At 66.2% G+C, this 25,662-nt stretch carries 19 protein-coding genes; 5 read left to right on the plus strand and 14 right to left on the minus strand.

The genetic code is table 11. The annotated features are described in order from the left end of the window. Nucleotides 1–241: 241 nt before the first annotated feature. The 3 genes from QOL57_RS07475 to hflK all read right to left on the minus strand — a co-directional run bounded on the left by QOL57_RS07475 (nt 242) and on the right by hflK (nt 2,491). A complete protein-coding gene (locus tag QOL57_RS07475; RefSeq protein WP_089236459.1) occupies nt 242–427 on the minus strand; it encodes a DUF2065 family protein in 186 nt (61 codons plus the stop codon). A 67-nt stretch (nt 428–494) separates the two neighbouring features. Further along, nucleotides 495–1,358, minus strand: coding sequence for a protease modulator HflC (locus QOL57_RS07480; protein WP_089236460.1), 864 nt, complete (start codon nt 1,356–1,358; stop codon nt 495–497). Next, nucleotides 1,355–2,491, minus strand: coding sequence for an FtsH protease activity modulator HflK (hflK, locus tag QOL57_RS07485; protein ID WP_089236461.1), 1,137 nt, complete (start codon nt 2,489–2,491; stop codon nt 1,355–1,357). Before hflK ends, QOL57_RS07480 begins: the two co-directional genes overlap by 4 nt. A gap of 152 nt (nt 2,492–2,643) precedes the next feature. Between hflK and QOL57_RS07490 the strand changes: the two genes are divergently transcribed. After that, complete coding sequence (locus QOL57_RS07490; RefSeq protein WP_089236462.1) at nt 2,644–3,639, plus strand: YhdH/YhfP family quinone oxidoreductase; 996 nt, start codon at nt 2,644–2,646, stop codon at nt 3,637–3,639. 88 nt (nt 3,640–3,727) lie between these two features. Continuing rightward, nucleotides 3,728–4,099, plus strand: a complete 372-nt coding sequence (gene pilH / locus QOL57_RS07495) for a twitching motility response regulator PilH (RefSeq protein WP_005410644.1) — start codon at nt 3,728–3,730, stop codon at nt 4,097–4,099. 126 nt (nt 4,100–4,225) lie between these two features. On the opposite strand, the gene QOL57_RS07500 is transcribed toward pilH, so the two are convergent. Then, nucleotides 4,226–5,122, minus strand: coding sequence for a DnaJ C-terminal domain-containing protein (locus QOL57_RS07500; protein WP_089236463.1), 897 nt, complete (start codon nt 5,120–5,122; stop codon nt 4,226–4,228). Between the two features lie 258 nt (nt 5,123–5,380). Here QOL57_RS07500 and QOL57_RS07505 point away from each other — a divergent pair, with 258 nt between their 5' ends. Together QOL57_RS07505 and QOL57_RS07510 are read left to right on the plus strand one after the other, a co-directional pair. Continuing rightward, entirely contained in the window at nt 5,381–5,863 is a 483-nt protein-coding gene (locus tag QOL57_RS07505; protein ID WP_089236464.1) for a peroxiredoxin, read from the plus strand. A 30-nt stretch (nt 5,864–5,893) separates the two neighbouring features. Continuing rightward, nucleotides 5,894–6,475: a ferritin-like domain-containing protein gene (locus QOL57_RS07510; protein ID WP_089236465.1), complete on the plus strand. Its 582-nt coding sequence runs from the start codon at nt 5,894–5,896 to the stop codon at nt 6,473–6,475. 242 nt (nt 6,476–6,717) lie between these two features. On the opposite strand, the gene pbpC is transcribed toward QOL57_RS07510, so the two are convergent. The 9 genes from pbpC to prpB form a co-directional block, all read right to left on the minus strand. Further along, the gene (pbpC, locus tag QOL57_RS07515) at nt 6,718–9,102 is read right to left on the minus strand and encodes a penicillin-binding protein 1C (protein ID WP_089236466.1); all 2,385 of its coding nucleotides are present in this window, start codon (nt 9,100–9,102) and stop codon (nt 6,718–6,720) included. Nucleotides 9,103–9,151: 49 nt separating this feature from the next. Beyond that, nucleotides 9,152–14,059 (minus strand): alpha-2-macroglobulin, encoded by a 4,908-nt coding sequence (locus QOL57_RS07520; RefSeq protein ID WP_089236467.1) that lies wholly within the window; start codon nt 14,057–14,059, stop codon nt 9,152–9,154. A 266-nt stretch (nt 14,060–14,325) separates the two neighbouring features. After that, entirely contained in the window at nt 14,326–15,786 is a 1,461-nt protein-coding gene (locus tag QOL57_RS07525; protein ID WP_089236468.1) for a bifunctional 2-methylcitrate dehydratase/aconitate hydratase, read from the minus strand. Nucleotides 15,787–15,934: 148 nt separating this feature from the next. Further along, nucleotides 15,935–17,113, minus strand: coding sequence for a 2-methylaconitate cis-trans isomerase PrpF (gene prpF / locus QOL57_RS07530; protein ID WP_089236469.1), 1,179 nt, complete (start codon nt 17,111–17,113; stop codon nt 15,935–15,937). Between the two features lie 79 nt (nt 17,114–17,192). Next, nucleotides 17,193–17,435 carry a type II toxin-antitoxin system ParD family antitoxin gene (locus QOL57_RS07535; RefSeq protein ID WP_089236470.1) on the minus strand — a complete coding sequence of 81 codons (243 nt, stop codon included), beginning with the start codon at nt 17,433–17,435 and terminating at the stop codon, nt 17,193–17,195. A 101-nt stretch (nt 17,436–17,536) separates the two neighbouring features. Further along, the gene (locus QOL57_RS07540) at nt 17,537–18,232 is read right to left on the minus strand and encodes a hypothetical protein (protein ID WP_089238058.1); all 696 of its coding nucleotides are present in this window, start codon (nt 18,230–18,232) and stop codon (nt 17,537–17,539) included. 103 nt (nt 18,233–18,335) lie between these two features. Continuing rightward, nucleotides 18,336–20,954 (minus strand): Fe/S-dependent 2-methylisocitrate dehydratase AcnD, encoded by a 2,619-nt coding sequence (acnD, locus tag QOL57_RS07545; protein WP_089236471.1) that lies wholly within the window; start codon nt 20,952–20,954, stop codon nt 18,336–18,338. A gap of 109 nt (nt 20,955–21,063) precedes the next feature. Continuing rightward, nucleotides 21,064–22,221 carry a 2-methylcitrate synthase gene (gene prpC, locus QOL57_RS07550; protein WP_089236472.1) on the minus strand — a complete coding sequence of 386 codons (1,158 nt, stop codon included), beginning with the start codon at nt 22,219–22,221 and terminating at the stop codon, nt 21,064–21,066. A gap of 35 nt (nt 22,222–22,256) precedes the next feature. Then, nucleotides 22,257–23,150 (minus strand): methylisocitrate lyase, encoded by an 894-nt coding sequence (gene prpB, locus QOL57_RS07555; RefSeq protein WP_089236473.1) that lies wholly within the window; start codon nt 23,148–23,150, stop codon nt 22,257–22,259. 156 nt (nt 23,151–23,306) lie between these two features. On the opposite strand from prpB, the gene prpR reads away from it, so the two are divergent. Next, nucleotides 23,307–24,890 carry a propionate catabolism operon regulatory protein PrpR gene (gene prpR / locus QOL57_RS07560; protein WP_089236474.1) on the plus strand — a complete coding sequence of 528 codons (1,584 nt, stop codon included), beginning with the start codon at nt 23,307–23,309 and terminating at the stop codon, nt 24,888–24,890. 151 nt (nt 24,891–25,041) lie between these two features. Here the strand turns inward: prpR and pdxH are convergent, their stop codons facing one another. Beyond that, entirely contained in the window at nt 25,042–25,641 is a 600-nt protein-coding gene (gene pdxH / locus QOL57_RS07565; protein WP_089236475.1) for a pyridoxamine 5'-phosphate oxidase, read from the minus strand. Nucleotides 25,642–25,662 lie beyond the last annotated feature (21 nt).

Genomic DNA, 25,662 nt, shown 5'->3' on the forward strand with positions numbered 1-25,662 from the left:
AACGGGGAGCGGCCGGCGATGGAAGGCCCAGACACGGAAAAAGCCGAACGGGGAGGCCCGTCCGGCTTTTGTGCATTATCCGGGTTTCCGGGGTCTGGTGCCACCTTTCCGACGGACGGCTTCACCGACCGGTCAGCCGCCCTGCCCCGGTCGTGCCGGCCGCTGGCCGGCAATGCCAACCAAGGTTGGCATCTACCAGAGCCGGGCCACGTATGTGAACGCAGGCGGCCGTGCCGGGCCCTCAGTGCCGCACCCACCACAGCAGGCTCAACCCGGCCAGCAGGACCAGGCCACCGAAGCTGCGCAGGGCCGGGCTGGGCAGGTCCAGCAGGCGTTCGGCCATGCGCTTCCAGGCCACGGGGGCCGCGAACAGCAACAGGCCTTCCAGCACCGCGACCAGGCAGACGGCGGCGAACAGATCTTTCATGGGGGAACTCCGGAAAAGCACGGGGCCCGGCGTATGGCCGGGCCCCGTGAGGTACTGCCGTGCGGTCTCAGCGATCGTTCTTGAGGTACTGCAGGAACGGGTCGTTCTTGTCCAGCACGATCACGCCATTGCCGTCGGTCATCGAGCCGCGGTAGGCCTCGAGGCTGCGGTAGAACGCGTAGAACGACGGGTCGGCCGAACCGGCCTTGCCATAGATGCGCGCGGCCTCGGCGTCGCCTTCACCACGCAGGCGCTGGGCATCGCGTTCGGCTTCTGCGATCAGCACGGTGCTGTCACGGTCGGCCTGGGCGCGGATGGTCAGCGACTGCTCTTCGCCTTCGGCGCGCAGCTTGGCGGCTTCCTGCTTGCGCTGGGCGCGCATGCGCTCGTACACGTCATTGATCACCTGGCTGTCGGTCGGCAGATCCACCTGCTTGATGCGCAGGTCGATCATCTGCATGCCCAGGCCGGCAACGGCTTCGTTGATCCCCTTCAGCTGCTCGGCGATCAGCTCGCTGCGGTCGCCGGAGACCAGCTGCTGCAGGGTGCGCGAGTTGATCTGGTTGCGCAGCGAGTCGGTGATGATCGGTGCCAGGCGGGCGTTGGCGATACGCGGATCGCCACCGGTGGCACGGAAGTAATCACCCACGTTGGAGATGTAACCGATGGCGAAGAAGTCGACGCTGACGTCCTTCTGCTCGGCGGTGAAGTAGCGTGCCGGCGCGGTGTCCAGCACCTGGAAGCGGCGGTCGAACACCCGCACCGTTTCCACCACGGGCAGCTTGAAGTGCAGGCCCGGCTTGATATCCGAACGCACCACCTTGCCCAGGTTCAGGACCATGGCGGTCTGGTCCTCGCGGACCACGTACACCGAACCCAGCAGGCCCAGCAGCACCGCTACGACAACGGCGATCCACATTGAATTTCTCATCGGCTGCCCTCCTCACGGCCGCTCGAACGCCCGGTCGGGCGGCCCACCGGCCGGCCCGGATCACGGGAAGCTTCCACTGCCGTGGTACCCGGCAGCGACGGCATCACCACGTCCGGGTTCGGTACCGGCGCCTGTGCCGAGGTGCTGGCACGGGTATCGCCGGTCATCGGCACGTAGATCAGCTGACGGCCATCGCCGCCAATGACCTTGCGGTTCTCGCTCAACACCTGCTGCACCGTTTCCAGCCACAGGCGCTTGCGGGTGACTTCCGGTGCGTCCTTGTACTGAGCCTGCAGCAGGCTGAAGCGCTGGCCATCACCCTCGGCCTTGGACACCACGGCCTGCTTGTAGCCTTCGGCGGTGGTACGGGCACGCGAGGACTGGCCACGCGCTTCAGGCACGACCTTGGCCGCATAGGCCTGGGCTTCGTTGATCAGGCGCTCCTTGACCTGCTGGGCACCGTTGACCTCGTCGAAGGCCGGCTTGACCTCCTCCGGCGGACGGGCGTCCTGCAGGGTCAGGCCGGTCACGGTCAGACCGGTCTTGAAGGCAGTCAGCAATGTCTGCAGGCGTTCTTCAGCGGCCACGGCCAGCGGGCCACGGTTGTTCAGCACGGCGTTGAGGTCGGCGCGTCCGACTTCCTCGCGCACCGCGCTCTGCGCCGACTGTTCCAGCACCTGGTTGGCATCGACGGTGCCGAACAGATACTGCTGCGGGTCATCGATGCGGTACTGGACGTTCAACGAGACGTTGACGATGTTCTCGTCGCGGGTCAGCACCGGCACCTGGATCGAGAAGGTCTTGATCTCGGTGGCGTTGACCTTGGTGACCGATTCGATCGGCCAGGGCAACTTGAAGTTCGGGCCTGGGGTCAGGATGCGCGAGAACTGGCCGAAGCGCAGCACGACGCCACGCTGCTGTTCGCCGATCAGCTGGAAGCTGGAGAACAGCACCAGCAGTACCACTGCTGCCGCCACCCAACGCAGGATGCCGCCGTCGAACAGATCCTTCAGCGGTCCGGGCAATCCGCCCCAGCCGCCACCATTGCCACCGCCGCGCGACCCGAACGGCCCGCGTCGATTGTCCTCGGGGCCTTGTCCGCCCTTGTTGCCGCCGGGTGTATTCCAGGCCATGCACGCTCCATCAAGATGTGGGCTGCGACGCGGGCCCTTCCCGCAACGCCAGCCATGAACCACTACCGATCATACAAGATGGGGCTGGCCGGCAGGATTGAAAGGCCCCCGAACGGGTAAGGTGGCGTTTTCCTCGAAGTCAGGCAACGCCGATGGCCCCCACCGCCCCGTTCACCGCCTTCCGCATCGAAAAAGACGACGCCGGCTACCGTAGCGGCCTGGTCCCGCTGAGCCTGGACGACCTCAACCCCGGCCAGGTGCTGATCCGCGCGCACTGGTCCTCGGTCAACTACAAGGATGCCCTGGCCGGCACCGGCAAGGGCCGGATCCTGCGGCGCTTCCCGCTGGTCGGCGGTATCGACGTGGCCGGCACGGTGGTCGCCTCCACCGATCCGGCCTGGCGCGAGGGCGATGCGGTCCTGGCCACCGGCTGTGGCCTCAGCGAAACCCGCGATGGCGGCTACAGCCAGTACGTGCGACTGGAATCGAGCGCGGTCATCGCCCAACCGGCAGGCCTGAGCCCACGCGAGGCAATGGTGCTGGGCACCGCCGGCTTCACCGCCGCGCTGGCCCTGCTGCGCCTGCAGGACAACCGGCAGACGCCCGAGTTGGGGCCACTGGCGGTCACCGGCGCCAGCGGTGGGGTCGGTGCCCTGGCCGTGGACATCTTCAGCCGCGCCGGCTATGCCGTGCACGCGATCAGCGGCAAACCGGAGCAGACCGACTTCCTTCGCGGCATCGGTGCTGCCGAGGTGCTGCCACGTGATGCCCTTGCCGACACCGGGCCGCTGCAATCGGCACGCTTCGGCGGTGGCCTGGACAACGCCGGCGGGCCGATGCTGGCCAGTCTGCTGGCACAGACCGTGCCCTATGGCAGCGTGGTCAGTGCAGGCCTGGCCGCCAGCCCGACGCTGGACATGACCGTGATGCCCTTCATCCTGCGCGGTGTATCGCTGCTTGGTGTGTCGTCGGCCAATGCCCCGCGCGCGCTGCGCGAAGAAGTGTGGGCACGCCTGGGCGACGCGTGGAAACCGCAGCACCTGGACCGCATCTGCACCGCCGAAGTCGGCCTGGACGGCCTGCCTGCGGTGTTCGATCGCATGCTGGCGGGCGGCTCGCTTGGCCGCACGGTGGTGCGGATCGACTGAACGTCGCAGGCAGGCGACGGACGGCAGCTGTCGCCCTCCCGCCAACGGGATGCCGGCACTACACTTCCGGCATCACATGGGGAACAACATGGCACGCATTCTGATCGTCGACGACTCACCGTCGCAGCTGTTGGGGATACAGCGCATCGTCGAGAAGCTCGGGCACCAGATCCTGACCGCCACCGATGGCGCGGCCGGGGTGGAGACCGCCAAGGCCGAGCTGCCCGACCTGGTGCTGATGGACGTGGTGATGCCCAACCTCAATGGCTTCCAGGCCACCCGCACCCTCGCCCGCGATGAAGCGACCCGGCACATTCCGGTGATCCTGGTGACCACCAAGGACCAGGACACCGACCGCATGTGGGGCATGCGCCAGGGTGCCAAGGCCTACATCACCAAACCGTTCTCGGAAGACGAACTGTCCGAAGTGCTGGAGCGGGTGTTCGCCGGCCAGGGCTGACCCACCGCTCTGGTAGGTGCCAACCTTGGTTGGCACGCCTTTGCCGGCCAGCGGCCTGCACTACCCTCGGACCGATTTGCCGCCGCGATTCGTGCGGACCAAGGTCCGCACCCACCGAAGCAGATCTCAGATCGTTTCGCCAAACGCCTTGGCCAGATTCCGATAGGCCTTCTTCTGCGCCTCGTCGGTCGCCGCCGGGGCGACAATCTCCAGCTCGACGATCTGATCGCCGTCCGGGCTGCCCGGCAGGCCACGCCCACGCAGGCGCAGCTTGCGACCGGCATCGGAGTCGGCCGGAATCTTCAGTTCCACCGCTCCGCCCAGGGTCGGCACGCTGATGCTGGTGCCCAGCGCCGCCTGCCACGGGGTGACCGGCAGCGTGTACAGGATGTTGCGGCCGTCGACCTCGAACTGCGGATGCGCGGCGTACTCCACTTCCAGCAGCAGGTTGCCGCCGTGGTTGCCCTGCCCGGCCAGGCGGATCACCTGCCCGGGACGGATGCCCTTGGGCACGCGCACGTCCAGCTGCTTGCCGTTGACGGTGATGCGCAGGCTATCGCCGTTGTAGGCCGCCTCCAGCGGTACCGACAGCTTGGCCCGGGTATCACGGTTGGGTGCATGGCCGTGGCTGCTGAAGCCCGGACCGGGGCCCGCGCCCTGGCTGCCGCGCTGGCGCGCGAACAGGCTCTCGAAGAAGTCGCTGAAGCCACCGTTGGGGCCACCGCCACCACCACCGAACACTTCCTCGAAATTGAAACCGCCGCCGCCGTAGTTCGGCGGAACGTTGAATTCCTCGCCCGGGCGATAGCCCTGCGCGCGCAGCTGGTCATAGGCCGCGCGCTTCTCGGGATCGCGCAGCGCCTCGTAGGCCTCGTTGATGGCCTTGAACTTGTCTTCGGCCCCGGCCTCCTTGCTGACGTCCGGGTGGTACTTGCGTGCCAGCCGGCGATAAGCGGTCTTGATTTCCGCTTCGCCCGCGCTCGGTTCCACCCCCAGGGTGGCGTAATAATCCTTGAATTCCATCCAGCTACCTCGATTCGCTTCGGCGGCGCCGGTGGCGCCGCCCCGGGTTCATTCTACGCGCCGGCGATGCTACGCCGCCGGTCGTGCGGCAATGGTGAGGCCGACTGATCCAGCGCAATGCGCCTGCCATCGTTTCGTCCCACGCTGTGGCTGACCGCCCGCCGCGGACGACGGAGATGGGGTGTATACATGGGTTTTCCAATGTCTTGACGCGTCCGTCCCCTCCTGGCCCCTACCCTCACCCAGCAAGGAGTTCACATGACCATCCATGTCGGCGACCGCATTCCGGAAGTCACCCTCAAGCGCATCCGCGAAGGCATCGAGACCCTCGATACCCACGCCCTGTTCGACGGGCGCAAGGTGGTGCTGTTCGCCGTGCCCGGCGCATTCACCCCCACCTGCTCGGCCCGTCACCTGCCGGGTTACGTGGAAACGTTCGATGCCTTCCGCAAGCGCGGCATCGACGTGTACTGCATGGCGGTCAACGATCCGTTCGTGATGAAGGCCTGGGCCACCGACCAGCACGTGCCCGACGGTCTGCTGATGTTGTCCGACGGCAACGCCGAACTGACCCGCGCACTTGGCCTGGAGCTCGATGCCAGTGCCTCGGGCATGGGCATCCGTTCGCGCCGCTTTGCCCTGTACGTGGTGGACGGCACGGTACGCGCAGCCTGGGTCGAGGAACCCGGACAGTTCGAGGTGTCTTCGGCCGAGCATGTGCTGGAGCACCTTCCTACCTGAAACCCTGACTGCAAAGGAAAACGGCGAGCCATGTCCAACAAGCCAGCCAAAGCCAGCAAGACCGCTCCGTCCGCCAGGATCGATGGCATCAGCGATCGCCAGACCCTGCGCGAGCGGGCGCGGAAGAACATCAAGGATGGTGCGATCACCGACAGCTACAGCGCCGACCGCAAGGTGGTGATCAAACTGCTGAACGACGCGCTGGCCACCGAGTATGTGTGCGTGCTGCGCTACTACCGGCACTATTTCATGGCCAAGGGCATGCTGGCCGATGCGGTGAAGGCCGAGTTCCTGGAACACGCGCAGCAGGAGCAGGCACATGCCGGGAAGTTGGCTGAGCGCATCGTCCAGCTCGGCGGCGAGCCGGACCTCAATCCGGACACGCTGACCGCACGCTCGCACGCCGAATACAAGGAAGGCAGCGACCTGCGCGACATGGTCCGCGAGAACCTGGTGGCCGAGCGCATCGCCATCGACAGCTACCGCGAGATGATCAACTTCATCGGCGACAGTGATACCACCACCAAGCGCATCCTGGAGGAGATCCTGGCGCAGGAGGAAGAGCACGCCGACGAGTTCGCCGACCTGCTGGAGGGGTGGATCGGGGAATAGCAGCGCTGGGCCATAGCCGGCGAATACCCCGGCAGTTGCCCACCTTGGTGGGCAATGGCCTGCACGTGCCAACCAAGGTTGGCAGCTACCGGGTCATGGTGCATCAGGGGTGCCGGGCCATGCCCGGCGAACGCCCTGGTAGTCGCCCACCTTGGTGGGCAGCTTCTGCGCGTGCCAACCAAGGTTGGCACCTACCGGGTCATGGTGCATCGGTAGCGCCGGCTCCCGGCCAAGGTCGGCACCTACCTGAGGACGTTGAACCGTACCTGCGTCCAGGCCCCGTCTGCGGCCAGCGCGGTCAACGTATGTGCGCCCGGATCGGCGAACTCGCGCTGCATCAGCTGTGCACCGCGCGTCTGCGCGATCCAGCGGCCATCCAGCAGCCAATCCACGGCCTGCTCGCTGCCCAATGCGCGCAGCTGCAGGCGTACACCATGCTCGGCATTCGGCGCACGCGCCAGCGTCGCGCCCTCGTTGAGGCCATCGATATGCAGGGCCACGCTGGCCTCGCGACCATCGTCGCGGCAGTCCGGCGACAACGCAGGAAGCTGTGAGGCATCGCGCGTGGCCTTGGGCAGCCAGGGTGACAGCAACGCCGGCCACCGCGCGATCTCGCGCGCGACTTCTTCATGCGGTGCGCTGCAGTCAGCCGATACCCGCAGGCCGGTGCGCGCGTCGGCCAGATAACGCTGCCGACCGGGCTGCCAACGCCGCGCGTCGCGCTCCGGGAACGTGGGCGGCGCCGCACCGTCCAGCAGGTAGGCCGACAGGCGTCGCTGGCAGAGCTCGGTGGGCAACGCCTCGGCCAGTTCACCGGTCGGCCAGCAGATGTCCGCCTCGGTCACGCTGGCTGGCATCGGCGCGGCCGCCGCATCGCCGCGCTGGCGCGGCAGGCTGTCGACCACTTCGAACATCAGCGGCAACGCGGTGACCGCACCGTACTGACCCGGTAGCGGCGTGCCATCGGGCCGCCCCACCCACACACCCACGGTGTAGTGGCGGGTACTGCCGATCGCCCACGCATCGCGGTAGCCGTAGCTGGTGCCGGTCTTCCAGGCCACGCGCGGCCTCCCGCCAACATCGAACGTACCAACGCCATAGCCCGGGCGCGGGTTCGATTCCAGCATCTCGCGCACGATCCAGCTGGCACCGGGCGACGCCAGCCGCCGTTCGATCATCGGTTCGTCATCGGTGTAGCGCACGCGGCCGGCAATGCCGTTGCGATTGAGTGCGGCAAACGCACCGACCAGGTCTTCCAGGCGCGCGCCGGTGCCGCCAAGAATCAGCGACAGATTCGGCGAACTGCCCGGCGGGAAACGCAGCTGGATACCGGCGTGCGACAGGCGCGCGGCAAAGCGTGCAGCACCCACCCGCTGCAGCAGGTCCACCGACGGCACGTTCAACGACAGACGCAAGGCACTGGCGGCACTGATCGGTCCGTTGAAGGCCATGTCGAAGTTGCCTGGCCGGTAATTGCCGAAACTCTGCGGTGCATCCACCAGCAGGCTCTCGGAATGGATCAGGCCATCATCGAGTGCCATCGCGTACAGGAACGGCTTCAGCGTGGAGCCCGGAGAGCGCCAGGCCTGCACCATGTCCACGTGGCCCAGCCGTTGCCGATCACCGAAAGACAGCGTGCCGACGTAGGCACGCGCCTGCAGGGTCTGGTTGTCGACCACCAGCAGCGCCGCCGAGGTGCGCTCGGGCAGCGTGGAGAAATAGCTGGCCACGCGCTCTTCCAGGGTGCGCTGCAGGCCGATGTCGATGCTGCTCTGGATCCGCGCCTGCCCGGGATGCGCGGAGTGCAGGCGCTGCGCCAGCAGTGCGGCATGCAGCGGCGGACGCAGCGAGCGTGCAACCACGTTCTCGATGCGCGCATCTTCCACTTCGTCCGGCGTCCACGCACCGAGCTCGGCCATGCGCGCCAGCACCTTGTCGCGTGCCTTCTGCGCGGCTTCGGGATGACGGTCCGGGCGCAAGCGACTGGGCGCCTGTGGCAGCACCGCCAGCAGCGCGGCCTCGGCATGCGAGAGTTGCGCGGCCGGTTTGCCCAGATAGGCCCAGCTGGCCGCTTCCACGCCCTCGATAGTGCCACCGTAGGGCGCGCGCTCCAGATACAACGCGAGGATCTCGCGCTTGGACAGGTGCACTTCCAGCTGCACCGCACGCAGCATCTGCTTCAGCTTGCCCCAGGGGGTGCGTGTATGCGGATCCAGAATGCGCGCGACCTGCATGGTCAGGGTCGAGCCACCGGAGACGATGCGGCCACCGCGCAGCAACTGACCGCTGGCACGCAGGATCGCCAGCGGATTGATGCCCGGGTGCTGCCAGAACCAGCGATCCTCGTAGGTCAGCAGCGCCTGCAGGTACAGCGGCGAGACGCTGTCGACCGACGCCGGATAGCGCCACACGCCCTCGGCGTCGGCGAACGCACGCAACGGGCTGCCGTCAGCGGCAACCACCAGCGTGCTGGTATCGCGCTGCTTCGGCAACGGTGGCGGAAAGACGACATCCAGCACCAGCAACAGCGCCAGCAATGCCGCGGTGCCCCAGCGCAGCCACGGCCATAGCGGTTGCAGCCGCTGCCGCAGGCGCGGCAGCCGCGTTTTCAGAGATCCCACCTTCATCCACGGCATCCTGTGGGACGGGCCGCGCCGTCGCGGCCCGTCCGCACGATCACGGCTGTACCACCGTCAACGTGGTCGGGTTGCTGCGGCCGACGCCACGCAGCTGCGGCCGGTACATGTCCTCCACCAGCGACGGCGGCACCGTGTAGGTACCCGGAGTGACCGCACGCACCAGATAGAACACATTGGCCTTGCTGCCGCGCGAGAGCTTCAGCGCCGCCACGTAGCGGTCATCGCGGAACTCTTCGTGCTTGGTATCGGCCGCTTCGCTGCGGTCGCTGATGGTGATGCCATCCACCACCACGTCGGCCCACTGCTTGGCATCGCCCAGGTTGAGGTTCTCGATCTCCAGGCCTGCCGGCAGCAGGTCGGTCAGCAGCGCATCGGGCATCTCGCTGTCGGCGGTGATGGTGACGCGCACGATCAGCGCTTCACCCTCCTTCAGCGGACGCGGCGACCACGGCTTGCCATCGGTGCCGAAGTAACTGCGCTCGACGCCGATCACGCTGTTGTCCGGTGCCGGTGCGCTGCGCGGGATGCCGGCCACGTCGATGCTGGCGAACATCGGCGGCTGCCCCTGCGGCGTGAAGCGCACGCCCGCGGCCAGCTGCCCTGCGTCGAAGTTGCGGCCAAACAGCTTGCGCTCGCCGATGGCCTCGGTGCTGCCACCGATCACCAGCTCACCGGCCACCAGTGCCTTCTGGTTGGCAGCCAACGCCTTGCCGAGGCGGGCGATGGCCACCTGTTCCTGCGTGCTCAGCCACATCCAGCCACTGTTGCGGCGCGCATCCAGGCCGCGGCCAAGATCGACCGCGCGTGCATCCCATGCCGGCTTGGCCAGCTTGTTTTCGTGGGTCAGCGCGATCATCAGCGCGTCGTCGCGTACGGCACTGCCGTAGTCACCGAAGTACGACGGACGTTCGCTGCTGGACTTGGCGAAGCCGGCCGCAAGAGCGGCCTGGCCACGCTTGGCATCGCCCTGCAGCGACAGCGCCACGCCCAGGTGCACCAGCGACAGGCCACCCACGGCCTTGCTGCGTTCGTTGTCGTACAGCGTGCGCAGAGTACCCAGCGGTGCGCGGTTGACGCGGGCCAGCACGTAACCCGAGTACGCCTGGTTGGCGAACTTCAGGCTTTCGCGCTTTTCCTGGCCGTAGAACTGGTTGCCCCCGGACAGCAGGTCTTCGCTCAGGCGGTTCAGCGCCTTCTGCAGCACGTTGTCCGGCACCGCAAAACCACCGTCCTTGGCATCGAGCAGGAACTCGGCGATATACGGCGTCAGCCACGGGTTCACGTAGCCGTCGTCACCCCACATCGAGAAGTTGCCATTGGCCACCTGCATCGATGCCAGGCGACCGAACGCACCTTCCATGCGCTCGCGACGGGTCTTCGCGTCAAGCCCATCAGCGCCCAACATGGACGACGTGGCCTGGTCCAGGATCAGCGCGGCGTAGCCCTTGCTGGTGGTCTGTTCGGCGCAGCCGTACGGGTAGTTCAGCGCGCCCTGCAGCGCGCTGGCGAACGGGATCGGCGGCAGCGGGCTGACCAGCAGGCGGGCATTGACCGATTCGGACATCAGCCCGTCCATCAGGCTGCCATCCAGGCTTACCGCCGCCAGCGGATCGAGCGTACGCACCTGCGAGCGCAGCACCTGCGGCCACGCCGCGCGTACCGGAAGATCGTAGCGGCGGTCGGCCTTGAAGCCGTTGCCATCCACACGCACGCGCACCTTGGCCACGCTGTGGCCCTCGCGCGCCGACAACGGGAAGCTCAACGTGGTCTTGGCATCGGCATTGAGCTGCACGCTGCGCGTGCCCTCGCTCAGGCTCAGCGGGCCTTCGCTGTCCACGCGCACGTTGAACTGACCGGGCTTGCCGGTGAAGTTCTGCACGTCCAGGGTCACCGTACTGCGGTCACCCGGGGCGAGCACGCGCGGCATGCTGGCCTCGGCCAGGATCGGCGCGCGCACGATGGTTTCCACATCGCGCTTGCCGTACTGGTCATCGCTGTAGACCAGCGCTGACACGCGCAGGGTGCCATTGAAATCCGGCACCTTCAGGCGGATGCGGGCAATGCCCTTGGCATCGAGCTGCACCGGGCCGGAGAACAGGTCCACGGTCTGCACGCGCGCGGTCGGCCGCTTGGCCTGCGGCAACGCCTGCAGCGCCATGTCGCCACCGAACTTCAACTTGCCACTGCTGCCGTCGAAGCTCTCGATCACCCGGCTGTAGATGTCATAGGCATCGATGCCGAGGCGACGCTGGGCAAAGAAGTGTGCTCCGGCATCGGGCACCGGGAAGCGGGTGATGTTGAGAATGCCCACATCCACCGCCGAAACAGTGACGTGCGCGGTCTTGCCGGCCAGCTGCGGTGCGCTGACCGTCACCGGCAGGTCCTGCTCCGGTCGCATCTGCTTGGGTGCGGCCAGGCCGACGGCCACGGTGCGGCCCTTGCGGTCCATCGGCACGTGCACCACGCCCACCGCGCGGGCCGGGGTGATCTTGCTCGGCGCACTGCCACCGCGGAACACCAGCGCGGTGATGTACACGTCGTGGCGCTCCCAATCGGCAGTGACCGGGATCTTGTAGGTGGCACCGGGCTTGGCGTCGATGTCCTGCACGTACAGCATGCGGTCGGTCTCGACCATCAACACGCCCTTGCCGGCGTGCGGCGGGGTCACCGTCACTTCCAGGGTATCGCCAGCCTTGTAGCCGGTCTTGTCCAGGCCAAGCTTGACCTTGTCCGGGCGGGCATCGAGGCCACGGTTGTCATCGCCCCAGCTCCAGCCGGCGCGGAACGGATAGCGGCTGGTCAGGCCGGTGGACGGATCGAACACGTCCACCCGGTACTCACCCCACTCCACCGGGAAGTCGAAGGCGACCGCGCTGCCGCCCGCATCGACGGTACGGGTTTCCTTGTTCTCGAAACGGCGGGTGAAATCGTAGTCCCAGCGGTTGTCGTTGAAGGTCCAGTGGTAGTCGCGCAGCTCGCGCACCAGGGTGATCTTCAGGCCCTTGGCCGGCTGCGGCTTACCGTCCGCATCCACGCGCATCAGTTCAAAGCGCGCGTTGCCGTTGGAATCAGCGCCATCGTCCGGATTGAACAGCGGGCGCACGCCGACCAGTGCCGCGGCCGGCCACACCACCCGCTTCAGGGTGCGGGTGACCGTGCGGCCACCGGTTTCATACAGGCTGCCGGACAGCACCACCGCGATCGGCGCCTTCGCTTTGACCGCTTCTTCCGGCAACGACACGTCTTCGCGCAGCTGGCCATTGGCCGGCAGCGTGGTGTCGATCACATCCTTGGCTTCGCGCGGCAGCTGCAGGGTCGGGTCGCCGAAGAAGTAACCCGGCAGCCCCTCCACCGGCTTCTGCTCGGCGGCCACCGCCATGCGCGCGGTGAAGCGGTTGCCATCGGCCGGGGCACCATACAGATAGGCACCGTTGGCCTGCAGACGCAGGTCTTCGCCCGGCTTCAGCGTCTTCTGGGCGCTGTCCAGGTCCAGCTTCATGCGCTCGGGCAGGAACTCCTCGATGCGCAGGGTCATGCCCTGGATCGCTTCCTTGCTGGCCGGGTCGGTGCGGAACTCGACCTGCCAGCGCCCGGTCGGCGCCTCGGCGGGGATGGTCTGCTCGAAGTTGATGTAGCCCTGTTCGCCCGGTTGCACGCGGGTTTCGCGGAAGGTCTTGCCGTCGGGCTGCTTCAGGCGCAGGAACACCGGCTGGCTCTTCACCGGCTTGCCGTCGTTGTCACGCAGCAACGCCGACAGGCGCACCGTCTCACCCGGGCGGTACAGGTCGCGGCCCGACCAGGCGTAGACATCGAACCAGGCGTTGTCACGGCCGGCCACGGCGAACTCGCTCAGGTCCAGCGCGGGCTGGTTGAAGGGCAGGAAGCTGGTGTCCTTGCCGCTGCTGGCCACCAGCACGTGGGTGGCATCCAGGGTGTAGTTCAGCAGCGCATTGCCGTTGCTGTCGGTGCTGCCCTTCAGCACCACCTCGCCCTTGGCATCGAGCACGCGCAGGTCGATACCCTTCAGCGATGCACCGTCCTTGAGCGCGGCGGTGTGTACGAACAGCTTGTCCTTGTAGGCACGGGTGTGCAGGCCGATGTCGCTGACCGAGAAGAACGCGGTATCGAACTCACCCTCGTAGTCTCCGGTGCGCTTGAGCAGAGCGAAATACAGGCCCGGCTCCTGCAGTTCCTTGATGTCCTGGGTCGGCAGGTAGGTCAGCACCCGCTCGTTCTGCTTGCCACCCAGAATGAAACGGTTGACGTAGACCGGCTCGGCCAGCTTGTTGATCGGGCTGCGCTCGTAGTCGCTGCTCAGTTCCCAGCTGCCACGGCGACCGCCGCGCTGGTACTGGCTGAAGAAGGTCGGCAGGTCCTTTTCGCGCACGCGCAGGAACTCGACATCGACTTCCGGCACGTTCACCGACACCACCGGCAGGCCACGGCTGTCCTTGGCCGGCAGCACGCTGCCCTGCGAGGCAAAACCGGCCACCGGCTTCAGCTCGCCGCTGAACACCTTCTGCTTCAGTTCCTTGCCCAGGCGGCTGCCATCGGCGGCCAGCAGGTCCGGGGAGACCACCAAGCTGAATTCCTTGCCGGCTTCGACGAAGGGGTAGCGCAGGGTCAGACCGTCATCGGACAGGGTCCAGCTGCTGTCATCGTTGCCGACCTTCTCTTCAAAGCGCACCAGCTTGTCGAAGTCCTGGGTGCCGACCAGCGGGCGCGAGAACTCCAGCGCCAGCGACAGGCCTTCACTTTTCTGGTCCGGATAGGCACGCAGCAGGGTGAACTCCTTCACCTGCTCGGCCTTGGTGGCGATGGCCTCGCCGCTGGCCTTGGGCAGCTGCCCGCTGTCGTTGCGGCAACCGGCCAGGCCCAGCAACAGGCCTCCTGCCAGCAAAGCTGCCGTCCATCCCCACCGCATCCGCCGTGCCGGACCGCTCATGTCGTCACTCCTTGATCGAGGCGCCCATTATAGGGCCGCCGCGTCAAGGCGTTGACGCCGGGCAACCGGTACCGGAAACCAGGTAGACGCCAACCTTGGTTGGCGCCGGACCTCGACCGGGCGATGCCGAGGCCGTGCCAACCAAGGTTGGCACCTACCAAAGCAGGGCCGGAAACCCGGTAGTCGCCAACCTTGGTTGGCGCCGGACCTCGACCGGGCGATGCCGAGGCCGTGCCAACCAAGGTTGGCACCCACCAAAGTGCGCCCTACCCCGGCAGGTACAGGTCCACGTAGTCGGTCACCGGCATCGCCGCCAGCGCGACCGGGTCCAGCGAGGCGGCCAGGATCCGTTGCTGCTGGGCAGTCGGGAAGCGATGCGCCAGATGCCGGCGGAACTTGTCCATCAGCAGCGGAATACCCTCTGCGCGCCGGCGCGCGTGGCCCAGCGGGTACTCCACCAGCACCTCCGGCAGCGCGCTGCCATCACTGAAGCGCACGCTCAAGCCATTGGCAATGCTGCGCTTGTCCGGATCCAGGTAGTCGGTGCTGAGCTGCGGGTCTTCATGGCAGGCCATCTTCGCCCGCAGCGCATCGATGCGCGGATCGGCCGCCATGTCGTCCTCGTAGTCCTCGGCCACCAGCCGTCCATGCAGCAACGCGATGGCCACCATGTACTGCACGCAGTGGTCGCGGTCGGCGGGATTATGCAATGGGCCCTGCTTGTCGATGATGCGGATGCAGGCTTGCTGGGTACGGATCGCGATGTGCTCGATGTCCTCGACCTTCCGCCCCAACGCGCGCAGCTGGTGGTGCAGCAGGACCGCCGCCTCCACCGCCGTCTGCCCGTGGAACTCGGCCGGGAAGCTGATCTTGAACAGCACGTTTTCCATCACGTAGCTGCCGAAGGCGCGGCCGAGGGTCAGCGCCTGGCCATGCATCGATACCGCCTCGAAGCCCCAGGTCGGTGCACTGAGCACGCTGGGGTAGCCCATCTCGCCGGTGGCGGCCATCAGCGCCAGGCGCACGCCACGGCTGGTCGCATCACCGGCTGCCCAGCTCTTGCGCGAGCCGGTGTTGGGCGCATGCCGGTAGGTGCGCAGCGCCTGCCCATCCACCCAGGCCAGCGACACCGCATTGAGCATGCGCTCGCGGTCCAACCCGAGCATCTGCGCGACGACGGCGGTGGTGGCCACCTTGACCAGCAGCACGTGGTCCAGGCCGACCCGGTTGAAGGAGTTCTCCAGCGCCAGCACGCCCTGGATCTCGTGCGCCTTGATCATCGCCAGCAGCACGTCGTGCACGGTCGGCGGTGGACGTCGCAACGCGGCCGCATTGCGGCCGAGCCAGTCGGCTACGGCAAGGATGCCACCCAGGTTGTCCGAGGGGTGGCCCCATTCGGCGGCCAGCCAGGTGTCGTTGAAATCCAGCCAGCGCACCATCGCGCCGATGTTGAAGGCCGCCTGCACCGGATCGAGTACGAAGTTGGTGCCGGGGACACGCGCGCCATTGGCCACGCTGATGCCCGGCACCAGCGGCCCCAGCAGCTTGCTGCAGGCGGGGAAGGACAGCGCCTCCAGCCCGCAGCCAAGCGTGTCGAGCAGGCAGTGATGCGCGGTCTGGAACGCCAGCGGCGAATCGATGCGGGTGTCACGCACGTAGTCGACGATATCCACCAGCAGCGCATCCCAGGCTGCACGCGTGTTGGATGGGGTCTGATTCTCGGACATCGTCGATCTCCTCGTAGGTTTGCCAGGCCACGCCAGACCCGGTAGTCGCCAACCTTGGTTGGCGCGGACGTTCACCCGGCGCTGCCTTCTTCATGCCAACCAAGGTTGGCATCTACCGAAGCATGTGATGCCACCGCCGACCAGCCCATCACTCGGCGGGCACCCGCACCTTGCCTTCCATCAGCACGCGGGCACTGCGGCTCATGATGGCCTTGGACACTGTCCACTGGCCGTCAACGAGCGCCGCCTGCGCACCCACACGCAACGTGCCGGAGGGATGACCGAAGGTCACCGCTTCACGTTCACCGCCACCGGCCGCACGATTGACCAGCGTGCCGGGGATTGCCGCGGCGGTACCGATCGCCACTGCAGCGGTGCCCATCATCGCGTGGTGCAGCTTGCCCATCGACAGCGCGCGTGCATGCAGATCGATGTCCGCAGACGAAATCGCCTTGCCGCTGGACGACACGTAGTCCTGTGCCGGAGCGACGAAAGCCACCTTCGGCGTGTGCTGGCGGGTGGCCGCGTCTTCCAGCGTCTGGATCAGGCCCATGCGCAATGCACCATAGGCTCGGATCTTCTCGAAGCGCTCCAGCGCCGCCTTGTCTTCATTGATCGCCGGCTGCAGTTCGGTGCCGGTGTAACCGAGGTCGGCAGCGTTGAGGAAGATGGTCGGGATGCCGGCAGTGATCATCGTCACCTCGAAGCTGCCCACGCCCGGCACGTCCAGGGTGTCCACCAGGTTGCCGGTGGGGAACATCGCGCCAGCATCGCCATCGTCGGACGGATCAATGAATTCCAGCTGGATCTCGGCCGCCGGGAAGGTCACGCCATCCAGCTCGAAATCGCCAATCTCCTGCACTTGCCCATCGCGCATCGGCACGTGGGCGATGATCGTCTTGCCGATGTTGGCCTGCCAGATGCGCACGGTGCACAGGCCATCGCGCGGCACCCGGGCCGGATCGATCAGGCCATTGGCGATGGCGAACGGGCCGACGGCGGTGCTGAGATTGCCGCAGTTGCCGCTCCAGTCCACGAATGCCGTGTCGATCGACACCTGGCCATACAGGTAATCCACATCGTGGTCGGGCACCGAAGCGGTGGAAATGATCACACACTTGCTGGTGCTGGACGTCGCGCCGCCCATGCCGTCGGTCTGCTTGCCATACGGGTCGGGCGAACCGATCACGCGCATCAGCAGCGCATCGCGCGCGGCGCCCGGCGTCTGCGCGGCTTCGGGCAGGTCCTGCAGGCGGAAGAACACGCCCTTGCTGGTGCCGCCACGCATGTAGGTGGCGGGAATTCGAAGTTGCGGGAGGAAGGTCATGAATAAAATTTCCTGTGTGCGTTGAAAGAATACTTGGAGAGCCGTAAGCCAACCCTGGGGGAGGTAGGCTCTACAGACTTCATTTTCGATTCGATGCACGCTCAAGCAGTTTCTGAAAGTGCCCCGGAGGCAGAGGAGCCGGAGGCCCCGAAGCCAAGCCTTCCGCGATCAACTGGCGGAGCAGATTCTCAGCCTTGCTCCGCCGACGCTGGCGGATAAGGTCGCGAACGTATTCAGAAGCGCTGGCATAACCCTCTTCACGAATTTCCTCGTCTACGAATCGTTTGAGCTCATCAGTCAGCACCACGCTGATAGTGACCATACGGACCTCCGCTGCAGAACTGTCACGTGACAGTCTGCGAGGGCCTCGGGGCAACGACAAGGGCGGAAAACGCCAGCCTTTGCATACAGAGGACATCGCCATCAGGCAGCCGCCTCAGCATGATTTCGCCGCGACCGCGCACCGGCCCCCTGCTGCCATCGAAAGAGATACAGGATGACAAGTTTGGTGCAGCCACTCACCACCGCCAGCAGCAGCAAAGGCCACCCCATCCGCAGGCCCATGGCGAAGGCAAATACTATTGTGGACAGGTCCATCAGCAGGATCAGCTGACTCATCCGCAGCGACACCGCACCGGTGTGGCCATTGCGCAGGATCAGGAGGATCTGATGCGCGTAACCCTGCGCCAACAAGGCGGTGATGACCACGATCATCGCACTGGCCACCACCCTGCCCTCATCCACATGACGACCACCCCAAGCCAGACCGGCCATCGCGCAAAGCAAGAGCAACGCGGTTGCCATCAAGCTCGTCGTGGCGGAGCGATTTCGGCGGTCGCGCCATATCTCCACCAGGATGGCCATCACCAGCACCGACGCGAGCAACCGCGGCCAGACGATGAAGTGATTGAACGGTGTGACGCTGTAGCCGTAGACGAAGAAAGAAAGGTAAGCCAGAAAGCTGACAGTGAACTGATTCAGCGATAGAACCGCAGTGGCGCTGTCAGTCGCGCCCGTGCGTCCGCGGCGGCGGCGCACCAGCCGCCATTGCGCGCCCACACCCAACAAGCTCAGCAGAATGAAGGCGGTGTTGACTGTGCCGGCGATGTTGTAGAACACAGAACCCATGCAGATGGGGCAATACCCCTCTCCTCCATGACCACCACCATGCGGGCCGAAGCCAGCATGGCGGCAACTCGACACAAGGCGGCTACCAGCCGCCTCACGCCACCTTGGCGCCTTCCAGGAAGTCCTGGGCGAAGCGCTGCAACACACCACCTGCCTCGTAGATCGCCACTTCCTCGTCGCTGTCCAGGCGGCAGGTCACCGGCACGATCACGTCCTGTCCATCACGACGATGGATCACCACGTTCAGCTCCGCGCGGGGCGTACGCTCACCAATCACATCGAAGGTCTCGGTGCCGTCGATGCCCAGGGTCAGGCGGGTGGTGCCCGGCTTGAACTCCAGCGGCAGCACGCCCATGCCGATCAGGTTGGTACGGTGGATGCGTTCGAAGCCTTCGGCAACGATCGCCTCTACGCCAGCCAGACGCACGCCCTTGGCGGCCCAGTCACGCGAACTGCCCTGGCCGTAATCGGCACCGGCGATGATGATCAGCGGCTGCTTGCGCTCCATGTAGGTCTCGATCGCTTCCCACATGCGCATGACCTTGCCTTCCGGCTCCACGCGCGCCAGCGAGCCCTGCTTCACGCTGCCGTCGTCGTTGCGCACCATCTCGTTGAACAGCTTCGGGTTGGCGAAGGTGGCACGCTGCGCGGTCAGGTGGTCGCCGCGGTGGGTGGCGTAGGAATTGAAGTCCTCTTCCGGCAGGCCCATCTTCGCCAGGTATTCACCCGCAGCGCTCGAGGCCAGGATCGCGTTGGACGGCGACAGGTGGTCGGTGGTGATGTTGTCCGGCAGCACCGCCAGCGCACGCATGCCAGCCAGCGTGCGCTCACCGGCCAGTGCGCCCTCCCAGTACGGCGGACGGCGGATGTAGGTGCTCTGCGCGCGCCAGTCATACAGCGGGCTGACCTTTGCAGCCTGCTCCACGCGCACGTTGAACATCGGGTTGTAGACGCTGCGGAACTGCTCCGGCTTCACCGCAGCCTTCACCACCGCATCGATTTCCGCGTCGCTCGGCCAGATGTCCTTCAGGCGCACCTCGTTGCCGTCGGTGTCCACGCCCAGCACATCCTTTTCGATATCGAAACGGATGGTGCCGGCGATGGCGTAGGCGATCACCAGCGGCGGCGAGGCGAGGAAGGCCTGCTTCGCGTACGGATGGATGCGGCCATCAAAGTTGCGGTTGCCCGACAGCACCGCGGTGGCGTACAGGTCGCGATCGATGATTTCCTGCTGGATCTTCGGGTCAAGTGCGCCGCTCATGCCATTGCAGGTGGTGCAGGCGAAGGCGACGATGCCGAAGCCCAGCTTCTCCAGGTCCGGCAGCAGGCCGGCTTCTTCCAGGTACAGCTGCACCGCCTTCGAGCCCGGTGCCAGCGACGACTTCACCCACGGCTTGCGCAGCAGGCCACGCTCGTTGGCCCTGCGTGCCAGCAGCGCCGCAGCGATCACGTTGCGCGGGTTGGAGGTATTGGTGCAGCTGGTGATGGCGGCGATGATCACCGCTCCGTCGGGCATCAGGCCCTGTGCCTGTTCGGCCTTGCCGGCTTCCAGCTTGGCGGCATCGGCGATGCCGCGCTCGACCAGTTCCGATACCGGCAGGCGGCGATGCGGATTGCTCGGGCCGGCCATGTTGCGCACCACCGTCGACAGATCGAAGCGCAGCACGCGCTCGTACTGTGCGGTGGCCAGGTCATCTGCCCACAGGCCGGTGCTGCGCGCGTAGTTTTCGACCAGTGCGACCTGCTTTTCCTCGCGACCGGTCAGGCGCAGGTAATCAAGCGTCTGCCCGTCGATGTAGAACATCGCGGCGGTGGCGCCGTACTCGGGGCACATGTTGGAGATGGTGGCGCGATCACCGATGGTCAGTGCGGCGGCCCCCTCACCGAAGAATTCAAGCCAGGCGCCGACCACGCGTTCCTTGCGCAGGAACTCGGTCAGGGCCAGCACCACGTCGGTGGCGGTGATGTCCGGCTGCGGCTTGCCGGTCAGCTCGACACCGATGATGTCCGGCAGGCGCATCCACGACGCGCGACCCAGCATCACGTTCTCCGCTTCCAGGCCGCCCACGCCGATGGCGATCACGCCCAGCGCGTCCACATGCGGGGTATGGCTGTCGGTGCCCACGCAGGTATCGGGGAAGGCCACGCCGTCCTGCACGTAGATCACCGGCGACATCTTCTCCAGGTTGATCTGGTGCATGATGCCGTTGCCCGGCGGAATCACGTCCACGTTCTCGAAGGCCAGCTTGGTCCAGTCGATGAAGTGGAAGCGGTCTTCATTGCGGCGATCCTCGATGGCGCGGTTCTTCTCGAACGCCTGCGGATCGAAACCACCACACTCCACCGCCAGCGAGTGATCGACGATCAGCTGCACCGGCACCACCGGATTGACCTTGGCCGGGTCACCACCCTTGTCGGCGATCGCATCACGCAGGCCAGCGAGGTCGACCAGCGCGGTCTGGCCGAGGATGTCATGGCACACCACGCGCGCCGGGAACCACGGGAAGTCCAGGTCGCGACGGCGCTCGATCAACTGCTTCAGCGAGTCGGTCAACGTGGCCGGGTCGCAGCGACGCACCAGGTTTTCGGCCAGCACGCGCGAGGTATACGGCAGCGTGGCATAGGCACCGGGCTGGATGGCATCGACCGCGGCACGCGCGTCGAAGTAGTCCAGCGAGGCGCCGGGGAGGTTCTTGCGATAGTCGATATTCATGGGCTGGCGGAATACTTGAGGCGGGCCGGGTGCCGGCGATGCGGCGGCGAAAACATCCGGCCGGCACGGGGCCGGCCGGATGCATGCAGCAGTGGAACAGTGGCGATGATCAGGAACGCTTGTCGATGGCCACGAACTCGCGATCTTCCGGGCCGATGTAGTTGGCGCTCGGGCGGATGATCTTGCCGTCGATGCGCTGCTCGACGATGTGCGCGCTCCAGCCGGCGGTGCGGGCGATCACGAACAACGGGGTGAACATCGCGGTCGGCACGCCCATCATGTGGTAGCTGACAGCGCTGAACCAGTCGAGATTCGGGAACATCTTCTTGATGTCCCACATCACCGTTTCCAGGCGCTCGGCGATGTCGTACATCTTCAGGCTCGACTGTTCTTCGGACAGTTCGCGGGCGACGTCCTTGATCACCTTGTTGCGCGGATCGGACACGGTGTAGACCGGGTGGCCGAAACCGATCACCACTTCCTTGCGCTCGACGCGGGCCTTGATGTCTTCCTCGGCTTCGTCCGGATTGTCATAGCGCTTCTGCACTTCGAAGGCCACTTCGTTGGCGCCGCCGTGCTTGGGACCGCGCAGTGCACCGATGCCACCGCAGATCGCGCTGTACATGTCGCTGCCGGTGCCGGCAATGACGCGGCAGGCGAAGGTCGAGGCGTTGAACTCGTGTTCGGCATACAGGATCAGCGAAGTGTGCATCGCCTTCACCCACGAATCCTGCGGCTTCTCGCCGTGCAGCAGGTGCAGGAAGTGACCACCGATGGAGTCATCGTCGGTTTCCACGTCGATCGCGCGACCGTTGTGGCTCCAGTGGTACCAGTACAGCAGCATCGAGCCCAGGCAGGCCATCAGCTTGTCGGCGATGTCACGTGCGCCCGGATGGTTGTGGTCGTCCTTCTCCGGCGACACGCAGCCGAGCACGGACACGCCGGTGCGCATCACGTCCATCGGGTGCGCCGACGGCGGCAGCTCTTCCAGCGCAGCCTTCACCGCAGCCGGGATGCCACGCAGCGACTTCAGCTTGGCCTTGTACGAAACCAGCTCGGCGCGGGTCGGCAGCTTGCCGTGCACCAGCAGGTAGGCGATTTCCTCGAACTCACTGGTGTTGGCCAGGTCCAGGATGTCGTAGCCGCGGTAATGCAGGTCGTTGCCACTGCGGCCGACGCTGCACAGCGCGGTGTTGCCGGCGGCGGTGCCGGACAGGGCGACGGACTTCTTCGGCTTGAAGGTCGGGGTTGCGGTCGTATCGTTCATGTTTCCCTCCGAAACTTGATGGTGCAGGGTACTGCTTATTTCTTGGCGGCGAACAGCGCATCGAGCTGCTGCTCGAAGGCGTGGTAGCCGATACGGTCATACAGCTCCTCGCGGGTCTGCATGCTGTCGATCAGGTTGCGCTGGTGGCCTTCGCGGCGGACCGTCTGGTAGACGTTCTCGGCCGCCTTGTTGGCGGCGCGGAACGCCGACAGCGGGAACAGCTGGATAGCCACACCGGCAGAGGCCAGCTCGTCGCGGCTGAACAGCGGGGTCGCGCCGAATTCAGTGATGTTGGCCAGCACCGGCACCTTCACCGCATCAACGAAGCGGCGGTAGGTTTCCAGGTCGTAGGCAGCCTCGGCGAAGATGCCGTCGGCACCGGCTTCAACACAGGCGATGGCGCGCTCGATGGCCTTGTCCACGCCGTCCACCTGGATGGCATCGGTGCGTGCGATCAGGAAGAAGTCCGGATCGGTCTTGGCATCGGCAGCCGCCTTCACGCGGTCGACCATTTCACCCTGCGAGACGATCTCCTTGCCCGGGCGATGACCGCAGCGCTTGGCGCCGACCTGGTCTTCGATATGGCAGGCGGCCGCACCGGCCTTGATCAGCGACTTCACCGTACGCGCGATGTTGAACGCGCTCGGGCCGAAGCCGGTATCGATGTCGACCATCAGCGGCAGGTCGCAGACATCGGTGATGCGGCGCACGTCCACCAGCACGTCTTCCAGGGTGTTGATGCCCAGGTCCGGCAGGCCCAGCGAGCCGGCAGCAACACCGCCGCCGGACAGGTAGATGGCGCGGAAACCCGCGCGCTTGGCCAGCAGCGCATGGTTGGCGTTGATCGCGCCGATCACCTGCAGCGGCGATTCGGCAGCCAGCGCCTCGCGGAAGCGGGCACCAGCGGAGAAGGGAGTGGAAGCGGTCATGCGGCAATCCAGGTTGAAGGACAGAGGGGTAAGCGCAAGCACCATGCCAACCTGCAAGTGATTGATTTCACCGGGATGACCGGCCAATCGCGGTGAAACACATGAAACATTGAAACAGATGTATCATGAAACATCGTCACTCCCGATCCGCGCACCATGTACCTGCCCCGCTCGCCCCTGCGCCACGCCGATGCCGACCCCGGCCGTCCGGTGATCTGGACCGTCAGCGTCTCGCGCCTGACCGGCCTGCTGGGCGATGTCATTCCCGAATTCGACCGCCGCGCGCGCATCGAGCAGATCAACCTTGGCTTCGAGGAAGCAGTGGAAGTGATCGGCCAGCGCCTGCGCCGCGAGCACTGCGACGTGGTGATCGCCGGCGGCTCCAACGCGGCCTGGTTGCGCGGCCGCCTGGACCTGCCGCTGGTGCCGATCCAGGCCAACGGTTTCGATCTGATGGAAGCACTGGCGCGGGCGCGCCGCATCGCCCCACGCATCGGGCTGGTCACCCACGCCAGCGACGTGCCGGTGTTCAGCAGCTTCCAGCAGAGCTTCGGCCTGGACATCGAGCATCGCCGTTTCGTCACCCGCGAAGACGCGCGCGACTGCATCGCCGACCTGCGCGCCAACGGCATCGAAGTGATCGTCGGCACTGGCATGGCCATCGACCATGCGGAACAGGCAGGCCTGCCGGGCGTGCTGCTGTACTCGGCCGATTCGGTGCGGCAGGCCTTCGAGCACGCGCTGGAACTGACCCAGACCCTGGCACGCTCGGCGGACGCGCGCCCAGCGACACGCCGAAGGGCCGCACCGCGCGCCGATGCGCATGCCCTGCTCGGCGACAGCAACGCGATGGCCGACGTGCGCGCGCAGATCGCGCTGTACGCTCCGCACGACAGCACTGTACTGGTCACCGGCGAGACCGGCACCGGCAAGGAACTGGTGGCGCGGCAGCTGCATGCGGCCAGCGGCCGGCGGGGTCGCTTCGTCGCACTGAACTGTGGCGCGATCAGCGAATCACTGCTGGAGGCCGAGCTGTTCGGCTACAGCGATGGCGCCTTCACCGGTGCGCGGCGTGGTGGTCGCGTCGGCCTGGTCGAGGCCGCCGACGGCGGCACCTTGTTCCTGGATGAGATCGGTGAACTGCCGCTGCCATTGCAGACCCGCCTGCTGCGCGTGCTGGAAGAACGCGAAGTGCTGCGCGTGGGAGCGACCGAGCCCACGCCGGTGGACCTGCGCGTGGTGGCTGCAACCCTGCAATCACTGGAGCAGCGCGCGGCGGCTGGCAGCTTCCGCCGCGACCTGTATTACCGGCTGGCCGCGTTGCGCATCGCGCTGCCCACGCTGCGTGCGCGTCGCGGCGATATCCCGCTGCTGACCACGCACTTCTTCCGCGAACTGCGCGGCATCGATGCACCGCTGGATGCAGAAGCGCTGGCCCTGCTCGGCGCTGCCGACTGGCCGGGCAATGTCCGTGAACTGCGCAACCTTGTGGATCGGCTGCGCATCCACTGGCAGCCGGGTGAAGGACTGATCGATGCCGCGCGACTGCTGCAGCTGGCACCGGAGCTGGTGAACGAAGGCGTCGCGGCACTGCCGGTGGAAAGCAACGGCAAGCGCCCGCCGCGTGCGCAGTTGGAGGCGCTGCTGCAGGAACATCGCAATGACCGCGAAGGCATGGCACAGGCGCTGGGCGTATCACGCACCACGCTATGGCGATGGCTGCGGGCGGAAGGGTTGTAACCGCCTATTGCCTGGTGGGTGCGAACCGATGCCTGGTGGGTGCGAACCTTGGTTCGCACCGCTCTTCCGTCAAACAACTCATCCACGCATGGCGTGGATCTACTGGCATCGCGGGGCACTACAAGTGACACGCGCACCTCATCACTACGCCTTACGGGTACAACAGACGCTTGCTCCAGCGCCCTTCGGCACCGGCCTCATAGCACCAGCGCTCGTGCAGGCGGAACTGCGCGCCGTACCAGAATTCGATACGGTCAGGCACCACCCGCAGACCACTCCAGCCGTCCGGACGCGGCACGTCCTTGCCGTCGAAGCGCGCCTCGACCTCGGCCACGCGTGCGTCGAACTCCTCGCGCGTGTTCAACGTCTTCGACTGCAGCGACGCCCACGCGCCGATCTGGCTCATGCGCGGACGGCTGGCAAAATAGGCATCGGCTTCGGCATCGGCCACCTGCTCCACGCTCCCCTCGATGCGCACCTGGATGCCGGCCTCGCGCAGGCTGCGCCACAGGAACAGCAGCGCCGCCTGCGGATTGGCCTGCAGTTCGGCGCCCTTATGGCTGTCCAGGTGCGTGTAGAACACGAAGCCGCGCTCGTCGAACGCCTTCAGCAACACAGTTCGCGCCGACGGCCGGCCCTGCGTATCGGCAGTGGCCACGGTCATCGCATTGGGCTCCACCTCACGGCTCTGTTTCGCTTCTTCGAACAGGGCGGCAAAGGTCGACAGGGCTTCGGCGTACAGGTCGCTCATGACAGCATTCTTCTCACACGG

The organism is Stenotrophomonas sp. yr243 (assembly GCF_900184195.1).
In the GTDB taxonomy this organism is placed as follows: domain Bacteria; phylum Pseudomonadota; class Gammaproteobacteria; order Xanthomonadales; family Xanthomonadaceae; genus Stenotrophomonas; species Stenotrophomonas lactitubi.

Bases quoted from the DNA above. Each gene is read 5' to 3' on its own strand.
- QOL57_RS07475 (WP_089236459.1), bottom strand. From the start codon at position 427: ATGAAAGATCTGTTCGCCGCCGTCTGCCTGGTCGCGGTGCTGGAAGGC.
- QOL57_RS07500 (WP_089236463.1), bottom strand. From the start codon at position 5,122: ATGGAATTCAAGGATTATTACGCCACCCTGGGGGTGGAACCGAGCGCG.
- pilH (WP_005410644.1), top strand. From the start codon at position 3,728: ATGGCACGCATTCTGATCGTCGACGACTCACCGTCGCAGCTGTTGGGG.
- QOL57_RS07535 (WP_089236470.1), bottom strand. From the start codon at position 17,435: ATGGTCACTATCAGCGTGGTGCTGACTGATGAGCTCAAACGATTCGTA.
- pbpC (WP_089236466.1), bottom strand. From the start codon at position 9,102: ATGAAGGTGGGATCTCTGAAAACGCGGCTGCCGCGCCTGCGGCAGCGG.
- acnD (WP_089236471.1), bottom strand. From the start codon at position 20,954: ATGAATATCGACTATCGCAAGAACCTCCCCGGCGCCTCGCTGGACTAC.
- hflK (WP_089236461.1), bottom strand. From the start codon at position 2,491: ATGGCCTGGAATACACCCGGCGGCAACAAGGGCGGACAAGGCCCCGAG.
- QOL57_RS07520 (WP_089236467.1), bottom strand. From the start codon at position 14,059: ATGAGCGGTCCGGCACGGCGGATGCGGTGGGGATGGACGGCAGCTTTG.
- QOL57_RS07490 (WP_089236462.1), top strand. From the start codon at position 2,644: ATGGCCCCCACCGCCCCGTTCACCGCCTTCCGCATCGAAAAAGACGAC.
- QOL57_RS07510 (WP_089236465.1), top strand. From the start codon at position 5,894: ATGTCCAACAAGCCAGCCAAAGCCAGCAAGACCGCTCCGTCCGCCAGG.
- prpC (WP_089236472.1), bottom strand. From the start codon at position 22,221: ATGAACGATACGACCGCAACCCCGACCTTCAAGCCGAAGAAGTCCGTC.
- QOL57_RS07480 (WP_089236460.1), bottom strand. From the start codon at position 1,358: ATGAGAAATTCAATGTGGATCGCCGTTGTCGTAGCGGTGCTGCTGGGC.
- prpF (WP_089236469.1), bottom strand. From the start codon at position 17,113: ATGACCTTCCTCCCGCAACTTCGAATTCCCGCCACCTACATGCGTGGC.
- prpR (WP_089236474.1), top strand. From the start codon at position 23,307: ATGTACCTGCCCCGCTCGCCCCTGCGCCACGCCGATGCCGACCCCGGC.
- QOL57_RS07525 (WP_089236468.1), bottom strand. From the start codon at position 15,786: ATGTCCGAGAATCAGACCCCATCCAACACGCGTGCAGCCTGGGATGCG.
- QOL57_RS07505 (WP_089236464.1), top strand. From the start codon at position 5,381: ATGACCATCCATGTCGGCGACCGCATTCCGGAAGTCACCCTCAAGCGC.
- prpB (WP_089236473.1), bottom strand. From the start codon at position 23,150: ATGACCGCTTCCACTCCCTTCTCCGCTGGTGCCCGCTTCCGCGAGGCG.
- pdxH (WP_089236475.1), bottom strand. From the start codon at position 25,641: ATGAGCGACCTGTACGCCGAAGCCCTGTCGACCTTTGCCGCCCTGTTC.